10 protein-coding genes are annotated in these 17568 nt (G+C 69.9%); 4 read left to right on the top strand and 6 right to left on the bottom strand.

Annotation, left to right across the window (positions count from 1 at the left end):
- Positions 1 to 4: 4 nt before the first annotated feature.
- Both HKK74_RS04665 and HKK74_RS04660 read left to right on the top strand, forming a co-directional pair.
- Positions 5 to 1123, top strand: a complete 1119-nt coding sequence (locus HKK74_RS04665) for an acyltransferase family protein (protein ID WP_187241774.1) — start codon at positions 5 to 7, stop codon at positions 1121 to 1123.
- 165 nt (positions 1124 to 1288) lie between these two features.
- Positions 1289 to 2380, top strand: coding sequence for an acyltransferase family protein (locus HKK74_RS04660; RefSeq protein WP_187241773.1), 1092 nt, complete (start codon positions 1289 to 1291; stop codon positions 2378 to 2380).
- On the opposite strand, the gene HKK74_RS04655 is transcribed toward HKK74_RS04660, so the two are convergent.
- Entirely contained in the window at positions 2375 to 3802 is a 1428-nt protein-coding gene (locus HKK74_RS04655; RefSeq protein WP_187241772.1) for an MFS transporter, read from the bottom strand. The two genes, HKK74_RS04660 and HKK74_RS04655, sit on opposite strands and share 6 nt — an antisense overlap.
- Positions 3803 to 3861: 59 nt before the next feature.
- Here HKK74_RS04655 and HKK74_RS04650 point away from each other — a divergent pair, with 59 nt between their 5' ends.
- Positions 3862 to 4260 (top strand): MerR family transcriptional regulator, encoded by a 399-nt coding sequence (locus HKK74_RS04650; RefSeq protein ID WP_187241771.1) that lies wholly within the window; start codon positions 3862 to 3864, stop codon positions 4258 to 4260.
- On the opposite strand, the gene HKK74_RS04645 is transcribed toward HKK74_RS04650, so the two are convergent.
- From HKK74_RS04645 to HKK74_RS04625, 5 genes are read right to left on the bottom strand one after another with little or no spacing between them, the layout of a single operon-like run.
- Positions 4232 to 7699, bottom strand: coding sequence for a bifunctional glycosyltransferase/CDP-glycerol:glycerophosphate glycerophosphotransferase (locus tag HKK74_RS04645; RefSeq protein ID WP_187241770.1), 3468 nt, complete (start codon positions 7697 to 7699; stop codon positions 4232 to 4234). The genes HKK74_RS04650 and HKK74_RS04645 overlap by 29 nt on opposite strands.
- 27 nt (positions 7700 to 7726) lie before the next feature.
- Positions 7727 to 8788 (bottom strand): glycosyltransferase, encoded by a 1062-nt coding sequence (locus HKK74_RS04640; protein WP_187241769.1) that lies wholly within the window; start codon positions 8786 to 8788, stop codon positions 7727 to 7729.
- Complete coding sequence (locus tag HKK74_RS04635) at positions 8785 to 11652, bottom strand: bifunctional glycosyltransferase/CDP-glycerol:glycerophosphate glycerophosphotransferase (protein ID WP_222721854.1); 2868 nt, start codon at positions 11650 to 11652, stop codon at positions 8785 to 8787. The genes HKK74_RS04640 and HKK74_RS04635 overlap by 4 nt, the downstream gene beginning before the upstream one ends.
- Positions 11653 to 11701: 49 nt before the next feature.
- The gene (locus tag HKK74_RS41265; protein WP_222721853.1) at positions 11702 to 13885 is read right to left on the bottom strand and encodes a bifunctional glycosyltransferase/CDP-glycerol:glycerophosphate glycerophosphotransferase; all 2184 of its coding nucleotides are present in this window, start codon (positions 13883 to 13885) and stop codon (positions 11702 to 11704) included.
- Positions 13882 to 14820 carry an NAD-dependent epimerase/dehydratase family protein gene (locus HKK74_RS04625; RefSeq protein WP_187241768.1) on the bottom strand — a complete coding sequence of 313 codons (939 nt, stop codon included), beginning with the start codon at positions 14818 to 14820 and terminating at the stop codon, positions 13882 to 13884. The genes HKK74_RS41265 and HKK74_RS04625 overlap by 4 nt, the downstream gene beginning before the upstream one ends.
- 332 nt (positions 14821 to 15152) lie before the next feature.
- Here HKK74_RS04625 and HKK74_RS04620 point away from each other — a divergent pair, with 332 nt between their 5' ends.
- Positions 15153 to 17513 carry a bifunctional glycosyltransferase/CDP-glycerol:glycerophosphate glycerophosphotransferase gene (locus tag HKK74_RS04620; protein WP_312881244.1) on the top strand — a complete coding sequence of 787 codons (2361 nt, stop codon included), beginning with the start codon at positions 15153 to 15155 and terminating at the stop codon, positions 17511 to 17513.
- Positions 17514 to 17568 lie beyond the last annotated feature (55 nt).

The following is a 17568-nucleotide window of genomic DNA, read 5'->3' as shown; positions in this document are numbered from 1 at the left end:
CCCGATGACTCAGACCACCGTCCAGCCCTCCTCGGCGGATCCGGGCTCCGATCCGCACGGGCGGGAACCGGTGGGCACCCAGGCCCGGCCGGCTCCCGAGACCGCGCCGCGGAGCAGGACGCGAGACCCGTTCTTCGACAACGCGAAGTTCCTCGCGATCCTGCTCGTGGTGTCGGGCCATGCCATCGAGGGCCTTTACGACGTGCACCTGGCGCACGCCGCGTACCTGTTCATCTACATGTTCCACATGCCGGTGTTCATCGTCATCACCGGCTACTTCTCCCGGAACTTCACCTTCTCCGGGGGCAAGGCGCGCAAGCTCATCACCAACCTGGGCGTGCCCTACGTGGTGTTCGAGGTCGCCTACTCGACCTACGACTGGCTGGTCGGCCAGAACCGCCTGCAGATCACGCTGCTGGACCCGTACTTCCTGACGTGGTTCCTCATGGCGTTGTTCATGTGGCGGCTGTCGACGCCCGTCTGGCAGCAGATCCGCTGGCCGCTCGGGGTCGCGGTGGCCATCTCGCTGATGTCCTACATGGGCCCGCTCTCGAACCAGCTCGACATGCACCGGGTCTTCGGGCTGGTGCCGTTCTACGTGCTCGGGCTGCTGCTCCGGCCCGAGCACTTCGAACTGCTCAAGCGGCCCGCCGCCCGGGTGCTCGGCGCGCTCGTCCTGGCCGGCGGGTTCGCCGCGTCGTTCGTCGTCGACCGGCACATGGCCACCGAGTGGGTCTACTGGCGCAGCAGCCACGCGAAGTTGAACGTCGACCTGGTGACGGGCACCCTCATGCGGTTCACCATGCTCGTCGTCGCGACCGTCCTGGTCGCCTCGTTCCTCGCCGTGGTGCCCCGCCGGCGCACGTGGTTCACCGCGCTCGGCACCACCACGCTCTACGCCTACCTGCTGCACGGGTTCGGCACCCGGCTGATGAAGTTCGCCAGCTGGTACGACCTGGACTGGATCCATACCGTCCCCGGCGTCATCGCGCTCGCGGCCGGCGGCGCGGTGGTCGGCACGCTGCTGTGCACCAAGCCGGTCGTCCGGGTCATGCAGTGGGCCCTCGAGCCCCGGATGACCTGGGCGTTCACCCCGCTGCGCCATCCAAGGGCAAAGCGCTGACGGCGAACGCGGGGCGGCCGGGCCGGGTGACCTTATGGCATCCCGCCGGTGCCGGCGACCGTGAATCGGTATGGTCGCACTTCGGGCCCGAAAGGACGCCCGCCATCAGTTGAGCCCCCTGTCCAATGAGCCTCGTCCAATGAGCCTCGCACCCCCGACGGAACCATGACGCACACCCTCCACGGACCTCAGGCGCCGGACACCGCTCCGGCTCCCGCGGCTCCCACGGCACCGGCGCCGGTCAAGCAACGGGACGCCTTCTTCGACAACGCCAAGTTCATGACGATCGTCCTCGTGGTGGTCGGTCATCTCTGGGCGCAGCTGCAGGGAAGCCAGGTCGAACACTCGGCCTACATGGTCATCTACGCCTTCCACATGCCGCTGTTCACGTTCATCACCGGGTACTTCTCCCGCGGCTACGTCCGGTCGAGCGACAAGCTGCGCAGCCTGGTCCCGACGGTCATCGCGCCGTATGTGATCTTCACGCTGCTGTCCCGGGCCAACCTCTATTTCGTGGCGGACAAGCCCTTCCCCGCCGACCAGTGGCTGGAGCCGCACTACGTCACCTGGTTCCTGGCCGCGCTGGTGTGCTGGCGGCTGTCGGCTCCGCTGTGGCGGCATCTGCGCTACCCCATCACCACCTCGGTGGTGGTCGCGCTCGTCGTGGGCGGCTGGGAGCTCAGCTCGGACAAGAACGTCGGGCACACGATCATCCTGCTGCCGTTCTTCGTTCTCGGCCTCACCGTGAACACCGACCTGTTCGACCGGCTGCGCCGCCGGGCCCGGTGGTGGATGGGCGCGCCGGTGCTGCTCGGCATGTTCCTGGTGTTCTATTTCGGGACGAGCTCGTCCGTCGACAGCCGGCTGATGTCGTTCTTCTACTGGTGCGAGACCTATCAGCAGATGAAGCTGTCGCTGCCGATGGGGGTGGCCGCACGGCTTGCGGTCTTCGCGCTGGCCGTCGCGCTGGGCGCGGCCTTCCTCGCGCTGGTCCCGAAGCGCCGGACGTGGTTCACCGAACTCGGCACGCGCACGATGTACGTCTTCCTGCTGCACGCCTTGGTACTCAAGGTGTTCGACTACACCAAGCTCATCGACGAGCCCGTGGTGCAGTCACGTGCCGGTCTCGTGCTGACGACCATCGCGGCGGTGGGCCTGTCGGTCGTCCTGGCCACCGAGCCGGTACGCCGCGCCACGCGCTGGCTGGTGGAGCCGCCCGTCGGCCGGCTGCTGAGCAGGAGAGACGCCAAGTCATGACCTGAACCCGAGGCGCGTGCCGGGCCTCGGGACCCGGCCGGAGGCGGAGCCCGCGTCCGGCCGGGTCCCGAGGCGACCGCGCCACAACATGACCAGAACGGCTCCCGCCGCGGCCGCCGCCGTGGTGAGCAGGAAGGCGACCCGGAAGTTCCCGTGGCCGGGCGACGGGCCGAGCGCGAGCGTCAGCACGGCGACGGTGAGCGCACCGGAGAGGTACTGCGACGTGGTCAGCAGCGCGCCCGCCGTGCCCTGGTGCGTCGCCGGCACGTCATGGGTGCCGATGACGAACATGGACGTGTAGACGACCCCGTGCCCGAATCCGCTGAGCAGCACCCCGGGCAGCAGGTCGACGGCGTACGTGTCGCCGCTCAGCGTGAGCGAGAGCCAGAGCAGGCCCGACGTGGCGATGACGAACCCGGCCACGAGCACGGACGCCGCGCCGAATCGCCGCATCGCCCGGCCCGCCGCCGTACTGCCCGCGGTCACCATGAGGGCCAGCGGAAGAAAGGCGAGCCCCGCGCGCAGCGGCGGATAGCCCTTCGCGGACTGCAGCAGGAGGGTGAGGAGGTAGAACTCCGACCCGACGCTCGCCATGTAGAGCGCGGTCGCCGCCGCGCCGGCCCGCAGCGAGGGCGTGCGCCGCAGGACGGGCTCGATCAGGACGTTGCGTGACCGGCGTTCGTTCCGGACGAAACAGAGGAACAGGACCAGCGCGAGTCCCAGGCAGCCGAGCGTCAGCGCGGAGCGCCATCCCCGGTCGGCGCCGAGGGTGAGCCCGAGCGCCAGGGTGAGCACGGTGCCGGTGCCGAGGACCGAGGCGAGCACGGGGATGCGGCCCGCCGGCGTACGGTCGCGCTGAGAGCCGATCCAGACCGCCGCACCCAGCGCGCACAGGAGCGTGAGCGGGACGTTGACGAAGAAGGTGAGCCGCCATGACGCCGTGGTGAGCAGCCCCCCGAGGATCGCACCGGCGGCGAGCCCGGACGCCCCGACCGAGCCCCAGACCGCCAGCGCCCGCCCGCGCCGCGGCCCGGCGGGGAACGTCGTGCCGATGAGCCCGAGGACGGCGGGTTGCAGCAGGGCGGCGCCGAGGCCCTGTGCGCCGCGCGCGGCGAGGAGGACCGTCCCGTCACCGGCCGCACCGCCGATCGCGCCGGCCGCCCCGAACGCGATGACGGCGACGATGAACATGCGGCCCGCCCCGACCCGGTCCGTCAGGCGGCCGCCGACGACGAGGAACCCCGCGAACAGGACCGCGTACGCGCTGACGATCCACTGGGCGAGCGCCGGATCGAGCCGCAGTTCCCCGGCGATGCTCGGCAAGGCGATGTAGATGATCGAGTAGTCGAGGGCGATGAGGAACTGCGCCAGCGAGAGCACGGCGAGCGTGGCGGCGGGTGCGGGCGGTCTCCGTACGGTCATGAGGCCATGCTCGAACGTTCACACTAGTGTGAGGGAAAGCCGCGACGAGAGGGGTCACCGTGCGGATCGGAGAGCTCGCCGAGCGTACGGGCGTGCCCCCGCGCCTGCTCCGGTACTACGAGGAGCAGGGGCTGCTCGCGCCCGGCCGGTCGGCGAACGGCTACCGCGACTACGCCGAGGGCCTCGTCGACCGGGTCACGCAGATCCGCGGGCTGCTCGACGCCGGGGTACCCACCAAGATCATCAAGCAGATCCTGCCCTGCCTCGACGACCCGTGCACGATCCACGTCGCGGACGCGACGCCCGAGCTGGTCGCGGCCCTCGAACGCCACCGCGAGCAGATGGACGCGCGCATCCGCTGTCTCACCAGGAACCGTGACGCGATCAGCGGCTACCTCGACGCCGTCCGTGCGGCCACCCCGGCGGCCGTCAGCCCTTCTCGAAGACCTGGTCGATAGCCCGGCCCGCGGCGCCGCCGTCGTCGAGGTCGCAGAACCGCTCGGCGAACCTGTCGTACGCCTCCTTGTACTCCTGAGCGATCTGGTCGATGTTCACCAGCGCGTCGATGACCTCCTCGGAGGTCCGCAGCAGCGGGCCGGGCGACTCCTTCTCGAAGTCGATGTAGAAGCCGCGCAGCGTGTCCCGGTAGTGCTCCAGGTCATAGGTGAAGAACAGCATCGGGCGCCCGGTGTTGGCATAGTCGAACATCAGCGACGAGTAGTCGGTGATGAGCACGTCCGCGATCAGGAACAGGTCGTTGACGTCGGGGTAGGCCGCGACGTCGTAGACGAACCCGTCGCCGGCGCGCGGCACGGCGTCGACGACGTTCGAGTGCGGGCGGATCAGCAGCACGTGGTCGTCGCCCAGCCGCCGCTTGGCCTCGTCCAGGTCGAGCTGGAGGTCGAACTTGTACCGGCCGCGCCCGTAGTACTGGTCGTCCCGCCAGGTCGGGCCGTACAGGATCACCCGCTTGCCGTCGGGGATGCCGATCCGCGCACGCACCTCGGCCACGATCTTGTCGGCCTCGGGGCTGTACAGGATGTCGTTGCGCGGGAACCCGACCTCGAGGATCTCCTCGTAGGAGCCCTTGAACGCCCGGCCGAGGATCTCGGTGCTGAACCGGTTCGGCGAGATCAGATGACTCCACTCCGCCAGCTTGGGCTCGCTCTTCTTCTCCTTCTTCTTCACCGTCGCCATGCCCGGCGCGTAGGAGAAGTGGACCTCCTTGACGTCCCGGCCGACCTTCTTGAGCGGCGTGCCGTGCCAGGCCTGGATGAGAATCTGGTCGGCGCGCCGGGTGAAGAACTCCGGCATCCGCACGTTGGTCACGATGTAGCGGCTGCTCGCCAGCGCGTCGTACCACTCCGCGCCGCGCCGGCGGATCGGCCGTACGGTGTCCGGCACCGCGGCCTGCCCGTCGTTGACCTCCCACAGCTGCTCCAGCGTGGAGCCTCTGCGCATCAGCTCGGTGTGGATGGCGCGGGGGCTGTCGGAGAACTGCTTGCCGTTGTAGCTGATGAACATCACCGCGTCCTTGAGCCCTTCGCGGGCCGCGCGGTCGCGGGCCTCCGCCCACAGCTTGCGCTGCCCGTGCGCCTCGTCCGGCCGGACGTTGGAGCCCACGGTGATGAGCGCCTGCTCGTAGCGGTGGTGGTCGAGGGTGTAACGGCGGCCGTCGACCTCGACGTGGGACGGGAACCGCTCGGCGGCCGCGCGGCCCAGTTCGACCGCCCGCGCCTCGCCGTCGACGTCCGTGCGCCGGAACAGTACGTCCCAGGTGCCGGCCCGCAGCGGCAGGGTACCGGCCATCGACGTCACCGCCGCCACGCTGATCTCGGCCCGGAAGCGGTTGCCGTCGACCGTGACGGGGAAGGCGTGCTGCTGGCTTCTCCCGCGCAGCCGCAGAACGATGTCGGCGGACCGGGAGTCCAGCGCGGAGTGCTCACCGGACAGCACGAGGGTGCCGTCCGGCCGCCACTCGCAGGTGCTCATGACCGGCCGGACCGGATGCGCCGAGAGCCGGAGGTAGCCGTCCCACGTGCGGCCCGCGACGAACTCGCGGTCACCGTCGAGCGACCGGGCGTCGTCCAGCCCTTCGGCCATGACCAGCCGGGCCGTCTCCTTCCCGGCCACGACGGCGATGTTCCATGCGGCGGCGGTCTCGGTCGCGGTGTCCTCGACGGGCAGCTCGACCGGCCGGATCCGCGCCTCGAAGGCGGTCCCGTCGCCGCTCTTGCCGGTGACGGTCAGCGGGACGGTGATGGGCTCGGCGTCGCGGCCGGCGGTCAGGCGCAGCGCCGACGGCTCGGCCGCCATCGCGGCGAGCCGGCCCTCGATGACGAGTTCCGCACCGTCCGCACGGCAGGTGACGGCCTTGGCCCGCACGGTCTCGACCCGCAGTCGCAGGCGGCCGCCGGCGACCTCGGGGAGCACCCGTACGTCGTCGTCGACATAGTGGTACGGCGGGTGGGCGGCGCCGCCCGTGCTGCCGCCGCGCAGCCGGGCCCGGCGGAAGACGCCCGTGTTGACGACACCGCCCACGATGTTCCAGGTGCCGTCCCGCCAGCCGCCCTTCGCCCGTAGCCGCTTCGGGTCGATGGCGAACGAGAAGCCGGCCCACTCGTAGGGGTCGTTGCCCTTGGCCGCGCCGGGCCTGCGCTTGCTCAGGGCGGGCACCACCAGGGTGCGGCGCGAACCGCTCTGCCGCAGCACGAACAGCTTCAGCGACAGCCACCGGCGCCGCTCGCTGAACGAGTGGATGTGCGCCTCGCCAGCGATCTGCAGCTTCCCGTCCCGCCAGCTCACGTCATGGATCTTGGTGCGCAGGTCGAGCTCCGCCCCGGCCCGGTAGACGCTGCGCGGGATCGCCATCTTCTCGTGGCTGAAGTACGGGTACCGCGCGTAGCGGCGGCCGCGCCGCCGCACGATCTCGACGTTGGTCTTGCCGCGCTCGAACCGCACGACCTTGACCAGCTCCGTCACGAAGCCCCGGTGCGCGAGATACCACTTGAGCCGGGTCAGGGCGGGCAGCGGGTCGAGTGCCGAGAGGCCGGTCTCGGCGACGAAACCCGCCGCGAGCTCGACGACGCGGCTCCGCAGCGCCTCGTCGGCGTCGGGCATGGCGTCGAGGAAGGACTTCAGGCGGTCGCCCAGGGCGATCTCGTCGTAGTGCCGCAGGTGCTTGCGCCGCCCGGCCCCGCCGTGTGCGGCGATGAAGGCCCGCGCCTTGACCGCGGCGGCGAACGCCTCGGTGGCGGCGGCGTCGTCGAACGGCGGCTTCGCCGTCTCGGGGCGCTCGAAGCAGACCGGCTCGTGCAGCACGTCCACGGAGGACGCCTGAAAATGGGCGGGAAGCGTCACCGCGAGATCGCCGTGTCCCCCGCCGTCGCCGAAGCCGAAGCCGTGCCGGTCCCAGAAGGTCCTGCGGAACAGCTTGCCCGCGACCGTGGAGTCGGTGAACAGGTCCTGGTCCCGGCTGATGTGCGTGCGCTTACGCGTACGGCCGAGTGCCCGGCCGTGCCCCTTGGACTGGCGCGGCCCACGGTCGGTGAGCACGTGGACGTTGCCGGCGGCGAAGTCCGAGCCGGTCGCGGCGAGGGTGCCGGCCAGCCGCTCGCAGGCGTCCTCGGCGAGCACCCCGTCCGCGTCCGCGAACATGAGGAACTCACCCGTGGCGATGCCGGCCCCGGTGTCACGGGCGGCGCCTGCGGAGGCCCCCTCGGCCTTCGTCACGCGGAAGCGGTCGTCCGCGACGTCCTGGAGCCGGTCGTCCAAGCCGCAGTCGACGAGGACGACTTCGATGTCGGTGAGCGTCTGCGCCTCGAGGGAGTCGAGGCACTCCCGCAGATGAGGTTCGCTCGCCCGAATCGGAACGATGATGCTGACCCGAGGTGACATGTGAGCCTTTCCGACTAACGATTGAGATCAGCGATAGAGCAGGGTGAACAGCCGGTCCCAGCGGGCGGCGACGTTCTCGGAGGCGAAGCGCCGGGCGGATTCGCGGCCTCCTCGACCGAGCTTGTCGCGCAGCCCGTCATCGGTCATGAGCCGCTCGAGCGCCAGGGCGAACCGCTCGGTGTGCCCCGGGTCGACGAGCAGGCCGTCCACGTCGTCCGTGAGCACCTCCCGTACCGCCGGGGAGCCGTCGAAGGCGACGACCGGCAGGCCGTGCCCCATCGCCGCGAGCAGGGCTTCGGGGAAGACCTCCGCCCGGGACGGCAGGGCGAAGATCGAAGCCTGCGAGAACGCGGCGGCGGGGTCCTGCTCCGGCGGGAGGAACTCGACGCTGCCGTCCACCCCGAGCTTCGTCGCCAGGCGGCGCAGTTCCGGCTCGTCCGGACCGGCGCCGTGGAACCGCAGCCGCCACGACGGCTGCCGCCGCGCCACCATCGCCCACGATTCGAGCAGCAGATCCGCGCCCTTGTCATGGGTCAGCCGGCTCGGCCCGAGCACGACCTGCCCGGTGAGCGAGGCCGACGCGTCCGGCGGGGTGTCGAACCAATCGGGGATGACGTCGGCGTTGGACAGGCCGGCGCGGGCCCAGCGGTCGGCGTCCTCCCGGGTGAGCGCCACGAACCGGTCCGCGCGCGCGAAGTCCCGTACGAGGGCCTGCTCGGGCTTGCCGTCCGAAACCGCGAAGGGCTCCCGGTGGACTCCGACGACCTTCAGCCCGGCGGTGTCGGCCCGGCCGACCCACTGCATGGCGGCCGCATCGGTCGCGATCACCACGCCGCCGGGCCTGGCGGACCGGAAGAGCTCACCGAGCCGGGAGGTCACCCGCCCACGGGCCCCGAACCGCAGCCGGGCGGTCAGCACGGTCGTCTCGAAGGGCAGGTCCGGCCGGTCCCCGCCGGCCCGGACGGCGATCAGCCGGACCCGGTGGCCGGCCCCGGCGAACAGCTCGCCGAGGCGGCTCAGCTCGTGCCGCCCGTCGACCGGGCCTCCGATGGTGTCGCACACCAGGAGGATGTCGCGCTGCTCGCTCATCGGGTCCTCCCCGTGGTGAACAGCCGCTCGACGACCGACTTGGCCGCGGTACCGCTGTCGTACTCGCCGAACCGCTGGACGAACTCGCCCAGCTCGGACGCGTACCGCTCCGTCACCCCGTCGAGATCGCGGAGTACGTCGAAGAGCGCGTCCTCGTCCCGGATGACCGGGCCCGGCGCCCGCTCGGCCAGGTTCAGGTAGGAGCCGCGTCCCTTCTGGACGTGGTCGTCGAGGTCGGGGGTGTAGAAGACCATCGGGCGGCCCAGCAGTGCGAAGTCGAACATCACTGGGGAGTAGTCCGTGATCAGCGCGTCGGAGATCAGCATGAGGGAGGTGATGTCGTAGGGGGATCCCACGTTGCGCACCGCGTGCCGCAGCTCGGGCGGCAACACGATGGCGGTCTGGGGGTGGGGGCGGAGCAGCAGGACATGGGTGTCGCCGAACTCGCGGGCGAACCGCTCCAGGTCGAACGGCATCTCGAACCGCGCTGCCGGCTTGCCGTTGGGGCCCTCGCGGTAGGTCGGGGCGTACAGCACGACCCGACGGTCGTCTTCCAGCTTCAGCTCGCGCCGCAGTGACGCCAGTTCCTTGGGGTCGCCCCCGGTCACGAGCGCGTCGTTGCGCGGGTAGCCGCCGCGCAACGGCTCGGCGCGCAGGTTGAACGCGCTGGTGAGTGCGCTGACATCGTGCTCGGACCGGACGAGGATGTGGTCGAAGCGGTCCGCCTCGCCCACCACGCGCCGCTGCTCGCCGCGGGAGGCCGCCTTGACGTCCGGCCGGTCCAGCCCCAGGTGCTTGAAGGCCGAGCCGTGCCAGGTCTGCACATAGGTCGTGCGTGGGCGCTTGGCCAGCTCGGCCGGGAAGCCGCCCTCGTCGTCGACCCAGAACTCCGCCCGGGCAAGCGCGCGGTAGTAGGCCCAGGAGTCCCGCTTGACCAGCTTCGTGCCCTTCGGGAAGCCGCGGGTACTGCCGCTGTAGGACCAGATGGCCTTGTAGGGCGCGCCGGAACGGCGCAGCTCCTCGTGGATGTACTTCGGATTGCCGGCGTACCCGCGGCCGAGATCGCTCTCGAAGACGACGGACCGCTTGCGGATGGGCAGCCGCCGGAGCAGCGCGCCGTACACGAACACCTTGGTCCGCCGGTGACCGGCCGCCTTGAGCGCCATGCGCTCGGCCCCGGCGATGCCGCTCCACACCCTGCGGCCGACCGAGGTACCGGTGAGCCACTGGGTGACCGCCCGGGTCGCCCGCGCGGGCCGGCCGCGCTCGACGAGCTGGAACGCCAGTTCCGAACGCTCGGTGACGTACGACTCGAGGTGGTCGGAGGCGAGCCTGCTCAGCCGGGGCCGCAGCGGCACCGCGACCCCGCCGTGGGCGACGTCGTGCGTGCCGAGCCGGGTCGTGATCTTTTCGCCGCCGACGGTGAGATGGACCCGTACGTCCCAGACCCGATCGACGTAGCCGAGCGGGCGCAGCGACCGGCGGGGCTCGAACTCGGCCTCCCAGCCGATCCGGTCGCCCAGGTGCGTGGCGCGGGCCTCGACCCTGACCGAGCGCCGGGGCCGCCGCCGGTCGTAGAACTCCAGCTCGCACTTCAGCCCGGCGTCGGGACGGATCCGGCCGATCGGATTGATCATCGCGCCGGCGAGACGCAGCCGGGCGCCGTCCGCCTCGACCGCCGTGAGGTCGTTGGCCGGCTCCAGCTTCGACAGCGGCTGTTCGTGGACGCCGAGGTCGGTGACGTCGAGAACGCGGCGCCCCTCCTCGGTGTCGAGATGGCGATCACACCAGTAGACGCGGCCGTCGCGTTCCACCAGCGGGGTGGAGAGCTTCGGCCGCTGCCCCTTCGGGGGGGTGTAGTCGGCCGCCGCCAGCGCTTCGGCGATGTTCCCCTCCCGCAGCAGGTAGCCGGCGATCGCCTTGAACTTCTGGCTGTCGGCATAGGCACGCGGGTCCAGGTCGACGAGATAGTCCCGCACGATGCTCTGGAATCTCTGCCGGTACTCGTCGTTCTGACCGGGGAGATCCCGTATGTGCATCAGCAGGTCGTGGTCGAGGAACCGGGTGTCCTTGCGGAGCTTCAGGTCGTCGGCGCCGTGCTCGCGGTAGACCGCGTCGATCCGCCGGTGGATCTCCAGCCGATCCGAGATGTTCCGCAGATCGCCCCGGCGGTTCGAGATCGACAGGTTGCCCTTCTTGCGCTCGATCCGCCAGTTGTAGATCCGGTGCGGCACGATCGCGATCCGGTTCGCGACGAGATAGGCATGCGCGATGAACAGGATGTCCTCGTAGAGCAGCCCTTCGGGGAACCGCAGCTTGTGCCGGTTGAGCAGGTCGAGGCGGTAGAGCTTGTTCGTCGACAGCATGTCCTGCAGCTGGTCTGGATGGTCCTTGATGGACGCGTATGTCGCGCTGCGCTGGTAGAGCCCGGGGAACCAGCGGACCTCCTTGCCGGTGTCGACCATCTCGCGGACGGTCAGGCCGGCGACCAGCTCGGCGCCGGTCTCCTCCGCCGTGCCGAGCAGTGTCTTGCAGGCATGCCGGTCGAAGGTGTCGTCGCTGTCGAGGAACATGATGTACGTGCCGCGCGCGTGGTCGATGCCGACGTTGCGCGGACGGCTGCACCCACCGGAGTTCTCCGGCAGATGGATGACGCGCACGCGGTCGGGGTGGGCCGCGCCGAGCTCGTCGGCGACACGGGGCGTTCCATCCGTGCTCGCGTCATCGACGATGATCACCTCGAGGTTGCGCAAGGTCTGGTCCAGCACCGAGCGCACGGCGGCCGGCAGCCGGGCGGCGTCGTTGTAGACGATCACGACCACGCTGACGTCCGGCACCGGGGTCAAAGCGTTCCCTTCTGGCAAACCAAACTCCTGTCGATCTCTGAATGCCACGATCACGCGAGGGCGGGGGCTATCGCCCCAGGAAGACCCGCCGTACGGCGCGCTCCGCGGCCTGGCCGTCGTCCCACGGGCAGTACCGCCGGCGGAACTCGGCACGGTGCTTGGCGGCCTCGCCGTCCCAGGCGGTCCTGTTCCGGAACACCTCGATGAGCTCGTTCTCGTCGGTCGCGACCGCGCCGGGCGGGGCAGCGGGCAGGTCGAAGTAGACGCCCCGCGTCCGCCGGTAGGTGTCCCAGTCGTTCGCGTAGATCACGATGGGCCGGTCGTCCAGGTTCGCGTAGTCGAACATGATCGACGAATAGTCGGTGATCAGGGCGTCCGAGGCGAGGCAGAGGTCTTCGACCGTGGGGTGGGCGGAGACGTCGATGATCCGGTCGGCCGGCCATCCGTACCGCTCGGCGGCGTCCTTGACGTTGTAGAAGTAGTGAGCGCGGAGCAACAGCACATGATCGGGTCCCAGCCCGGTCATCACCCGGCCGATGTCGAGCATCGGCTCGAATCCGTGCTGGTAGTCCCGGTGCGTCGGGGCGTACAGGATCGCGGTGGAACCCTCGGGGATGCCGAGGTCCGCGCGCAGCCCCGCAACCTCCTGGTCAGTGGCGTTGACCAGCCGGTCGTTGCGCGGATACCCGATCTCCAGCAGCTCGTAGTCGCAGGGGACCGCGCGCTGCCACGCCTCGCTGGACAGCGGGTTCGACGAGATGAGGTAGTCCCAGCGGTCCGAGCGCCGCAGGAAGTCGTCGAAGTCCGTGCCCTTCGCGGCGACCGGATACTTGATCTGGTCCAGGCCCATCGCCTTGAGCGGCGTGCCGTGCATCGTCTGCAGGTGCACGGCCCCTGGACGCTTGATGAGGAAGTTCGGGAAGTTGGCGTTGTTGACGAAGTACTTCGCCCGGGCCATCAGCCGGTAGTAGGGCAGGGAGCCGGCCACGACGTGGTCGACGCCGGGCGGGAGCGTCTTCACCCCGCTCTTCTTGACCACCCACACGCCCCGTACGTCGGGGGCGAGCTCGCGGGCCTTCTCGTGGATGGCGGCCGGGTTGCAGGCGTAGCCGCGGTTCCAGTAGGCGCTGTAGACCGCCAGCTTCTGGTCCATGGGCAGGCGGCACTGGATCCGGTAGTAGAGCCTGCGGTACCGGGCCTTGGCGTCGGCGACCACCCGCCTGGGCGTCCTGCGGACGGCGGCAGAGGCCTTGCCGAGGCTGACGCGGACGAGGTTGAACCGGCGGAACGCGACGAACAGAGGGTACGAGCCCCGCTCGACCAGCCGGAGCCGCACGCCCTGCACGCCGCCCGGAGGCCGGTAGCCCGCGGGCCGGTACTTGCGGTGACCCTCCACCATCCGGTTGAAGAACTCGCGCCGGTCGCGGCGGTGCACCCGGTCGGCGTGGCCGAAGATGATGAACAGGTGCCAGAACATCCGGTTGAACATCGCCTTGCGGAACTCGTCGACCTCGGCGCCGCGCTCGTCCATGAAGGCGAAGATCTTGTCGTACTGCGGGAAGACCTCGAAGTGCCGCTCGCCGACGGTCTTGGTGATCGAGCCGCGCCGCCGCTGGCGGTAGAAGTAGCAGACCCGGTCGAGCAGGGTGATGCGCTCGGCGGCCATGAGGACCGGGTAGGTGACGTTGATGTCCTCGTAGTAACCGCCGCCGAACCGCAGGCCCAGGTCGAGCAGGAACTCCCGCCGGATCGCCTTGTTACAGACGATCATCAGGAAGTCCATCACGCTCGGCCGCTCGCGCATTGTGAAGACGCCCGACTCCGGCAGGTTCTTGAACACCTTGCGATGGGCGCTGCGCGTCACCCGGCCGTCCCAGTAGACCCGCGAGTGGTCGAAGCCGAGCATGTCCGGCCGGGTCTCGCGAAGCCGCCGCGTGATCGCCTGGATCGAGCCGTCGGGCAGCCAGTCGTCGCCGTCGACGAACCAGACGTACTCGCCCTGTGCCATTTCGAGCCCGATGTTGCGGGCCTCGCCCAGGCCGACGTTCTTCTCCAGGTGCCGCACCCGCACCCGGGGGTCGCTCGCCGCGTACTCGTCCATGATCGCGCCGGAGCCGTCCGGTGAGCGGTCGTCGATCGTGATCAGCTCGATGTCGTCGCCCTGATGGGCGAGAACGGAGTCGAAGCACTCCCGGAGATATCCGGCGACGTTGTACGCGGGGACGATGACGCTGAGAAGGATCTCGCTCACCGGCCGGCCCGCTCAGGTGCGCCCGATGCCGCCCACTGGTAGACCGCCGCGATGCCGCTCTCGATCGTGGTGGCCGGCCGCCAGCCGAGCTCACGCTCCGCCAGGGCGTTGTCGAGGGCGCTGCGCTGGAGTTCGCCGGGACGGGGCGGGGCGAACTCCGGCTCGAGGCGGCGATCGGCCGCCCGGCCGAGAAGATCGATCAGATCGAGCACGGTGCTCTCCGTTCCGGTGCCGATGTTCCACACTCCGGCCCGGTCGCCGTCCGCCGCCGCGAGGAAGGCGTCCACGACATCGCCGACGTAGACGTAGTCACGCGTCTGGGTACCGTCGCCGAACACCGTCAGCGGCTGTTCCTGGAGGATCCGGCCGCAGAAGATCGCGATCACCCCGGCCTCGCCGGAGGGGTCCTGGCGCGGGCCGTAGACGTTGCCCAGGCGCAGGACGCCGTGCCGCGTGCCGTGCAGCCGGTTGAACAGGCCGATGTACTGCTCCGCGCAGTACTTGGCGGTGCCGTACGGTGCCTCGGGCGCGGGCTGCACCGTCTCGGCGGAGGGAACGGGCGCGTGCTCGCCGTAGATCGCGCCGCCGGTGCCGGCGAACAGGACACGCGCGCCGACCGCGCGGGCGGCCTCCAGGACGTTGATCGTTCCAAGGACGTTGATCCGGGCGTCCTCGGCCGGGGACTCCACCGAGACGCGGACGTCGACCTGAGCCGCGAGATGGCAGATCACCTGGGGCCGGACCCGCTCGACGATCTCGGTCAGCCGGGCGGCGTCGGCGATGCTCACCTTGTGCAGCTCGGCCGCCGGGTCGAGCCGGGCGGGGCGGCCGCTGGACAGATCGTCGACCACGGTGACGTCGGCACCCTGTTCGAGGAAGGCATCGACCACGTGAGAGCCGATGAAGCCGGCTCCCCCCGTCACGAGTACCCGCATGACCTTTGAACTTTGCGACATCCGTCCTGTCTCGTCTTCCTTTGAGGTGATCGGCAGGGCCGGCGGCCAGCGGATTCGGAGAGCAGGCCCCGGCCTGGTCGCGGGCGAGCCACCCGCTCCACGCACGGCCGACGGTGGTAGATCCTTCATCACGATATAGCAGAGCAAGGGGCATCTTCCGGTCATCGCCCGTTTTCTGGGCGTTCACCATCAGTGGCACGGCGTCCTCGTCACGGTCTCGTCACGGACGACACCCCCCCGGACGACATCACGGGCGTGCTGCGCGGGCGCGGGTCGTCGTACGGCCCCTGGGCGGGAGCCCCGGGGGCGATATGTGCACACCGGCTGAGCAAATCCGATCCAATCGCCAATGCGACCGGTTAACGTTGCCCGGAGATACGCTCCCCGTCCATTCATTAACGGGGGATCATCATGTAATCATATCGAACGAATGGCCCGCTTTGATGAGTTTAGCTAGCAACATCTCGCTTACCGTCGTCATCCCCGTGCATAAAGTATATGGCTATCTACGGAAATGCCTGGAGTCCGTACTAGACCCCGAATGCCCCAATTTGCAGGTCATAGCGATCAACGATGCCTCACCCGATGCGTGCGGTGAGCTTCTGGACACGTTCGCCGAGCGAGATTCCCGGCTCCAGGTGCGTCACCTCGACGAGAACGCGGGCCTGGGCGAGGCGCGCAACCTCGGGCTCTCGATGGCGACCGGCGACTACGTCTGGTTCATCGACAGTGACGACTACCTGACCGCCGACACCATGCCGCTGGTGTTCCGGCGGCTCCGCGAGACCCGTCCCGACGTCCTGCTGCTCGATTACGCCCGGGTCTACTGGGACGGGCGGATTCACCGCAGCGTCCAAAGGCACCTGTTCGCCGACCCGGACGCGCCGGAGGTGTTCCGGCTCGAAGATCGCCTGGAGCTGCTCGAGATCCTGCCGTTCGCGTGGAACAGAGTGATCCGCCGCGAGTTCATGCTCCGGCACGGCCTTCGCTTCACCAAGGGGTATTACGAGGACTCCCCCGTCGCCTATCCGGTGCTCTTCGCGGCCGACCGGATCAGCATGCTCGACCGGGTCACCGTCTGTTACCGGCAGCGCCGCCAGGGCGCCTCGATCACCAAGACGGTCAGCGCCAGGCACCTGGACGTCTTCGAGCAGTACCGCTCGATATTCGGTTTTCTCGACCGGCTGGGCGAGCGGGGCGAGCCCTTCCGCGCGAGCATGTTCGACCGGATGATGTGGCATCTGCTCATCGTCTTCGCGAAGAAAGACCGGGTGCCGCGCGAGCTGCGGCCGAAGTTCTTCCACGAGATGTCCCGCCTCTACACCGCCTACCGCCCGAAATCCGGCCATATTCTCCCGGGCGGGCTGCAGGGGCTGAAGTACCGCCTGGTCGAGCGCGACACCTTCGCCCTGTTCAGCCTGCTCAAGGTCCTGAACATCGGCCGGATCCTGGTGCACGGCGGCCTGCGGCGCCGTGCCCGCGCGGCGGCCCGGGCGACGGCCCGGTTCCTGCGCGGCCGCGCCGGGCGGCTCTACTACCGCGTCCAGTTGTGCCTGCCGATCGACGAGAACCTCGCCGTCTACGCGGCGTACTGGTACCGCGGCTACGCCTGTAATCCGGCGGCCATCTACGAGAAGTCCCGGGAGCTGGCACCGAGGGTCCGCGGCGTCTGGGTCGTACGCGACCGCGGCCAGGCCGCGAACCTGCCCGCGGGCGTCGAGTACGTGATCGCCGGCACCCGGGGCCATCTGCGGCTCATGGCGCGCGCCAAGTACTTCGTCAACAACGTCAACTTCCCGGACGACCTCGTGAAGCGCCGCGGCCAGGTGCACCTCCAGACCCAGCACGGCACGCCCCTCAAGGTCATGGGCATCGAGCAGATCGGCTACCCGCTCGCCACCGGCGGCGACATGGACTTCGAGGCGCTGCTCGGCCGGATCGACCGCTGGGACTTCCTGATCTCCGCGAACCGGCTGACGACCGAGGTGTGGGACCGCTCCTACCCCGGCCGCCACGAGCTGCTCGAGATCGGCTACCCGCGAAACGACCGGTTCTTCCGCGCCACCGACCGCGAGGTGGCCCGGCTGCGCGCCGAACTCGGCGTCCCCGAGGGCGCGAGGGCAATCCTCTACGCCCCGACGCACCGGGACTACCTGCTCGGCTTCGAACCGATGGTGCACCTCGGGCGGCTGGCGCGCGGGCTCGGCGACGACTACGTCATCCTGTTGCGGGCGCACTACTTCTACCGGACCCGGGACCTCGCCACCCGGCAGGGCTGGCCGGCCGGCCGCGTCCTCGACGTCTCGGCGCACCCGGCCATCGAGGACCTCTGCCTCGCCTCGGACGTGCTGCTGACCGACTACTCCTCGATCATGTTCGACTACGCGAACCTGGACGACCGGCCCATCGTGATCTACGCCAACGACTGGGACACCTACGTCCGCACCCGGGGGGTCAACTTCGACCTCACCGCCGAACCGCCCGGCGTCGTCGCCACCACCGAGGCGGGGCTGATCGAGGCCTTCCGGTCCGGCGCGGTCTGGGGCGACGTCGCCGCCAAGGCGCGCGCCGAGTTCCGCCGGAGGTTCTGCGCCTACGACGACGGGAACGCCGCGGAGCGCGCCGTGCGGCGCGTCATCCTCGGCGAGCGGCCACCCGAGCGGCGACGCTGACCCCACCCGAGCGGCGACGCAACCCCGCCCTTCCCTCCCCGACGCAAGGAGGCCG

Source organism: Actinomadura alba (assembly GCF_014323705.1).
Classification (GTDB): domain Bacteria; phylum Actinomycetota; class Actinomycetes; order Streptosporangiales; family Streptosporangiaceae; genus Actinomadura_C; species Actinomadura_C alba.
The sequence above is the reverse complement of the archived record's forward strand: the minus strand, read 5'-3'. Positions and strand labels throughout refer to the sequence as shown.

Coding starts and splice junctions, on each gene's coding strand:
- HKK74_RS04665 (WP_187241774.1), top strand. CDS start 5: ATGACTCAGACCACCGTCCAGCCCTCCTCGGCGGATCCGGGCTCCGAT.
- HKK74_RS04660 (WP_187241773.1), top strand. CDS start 1,289: ATGACGCACACCCTCCACGGACCTCAGGCGCCGGACACCGCTCCGGCT.
- HKK74_RS04655 (WP_187241772.1), bottom strand. CDS start 3,802: ATGACCGTACGGAGACCGCCCGCACCCGCCGCCACGCTCGCCGTGCTC.
- HKK74_RS04645 (WP_187241770.1), bottom strand. CDS start 7,699: ATGTCACCTCGGGTCAGCATCATCGTTCCGATTCGGGCGAGCGAACCT.
- HKK74_RS04640 (WP_187241769.1), bottom strand. CDS start 8,788: ATGAGCGAGCAGCGCGACATCCTCCTGGTGTGCGACACCATCGGAGGC.
- HKK74_RS04625 (WP_187241768.1), bottom strand. CDS start 14,820: ATGCGGGTACTCGTGACGGGGGGAGCCGGCTTCATCGGCTCTCACGTG.
- HKK74_RS04620 (WP_312881244.1), top strand. CDS start 15,153: ATGTGCACACCGGCTGAGCAAATCCGATCCAATCGCCAATGCGACCGG.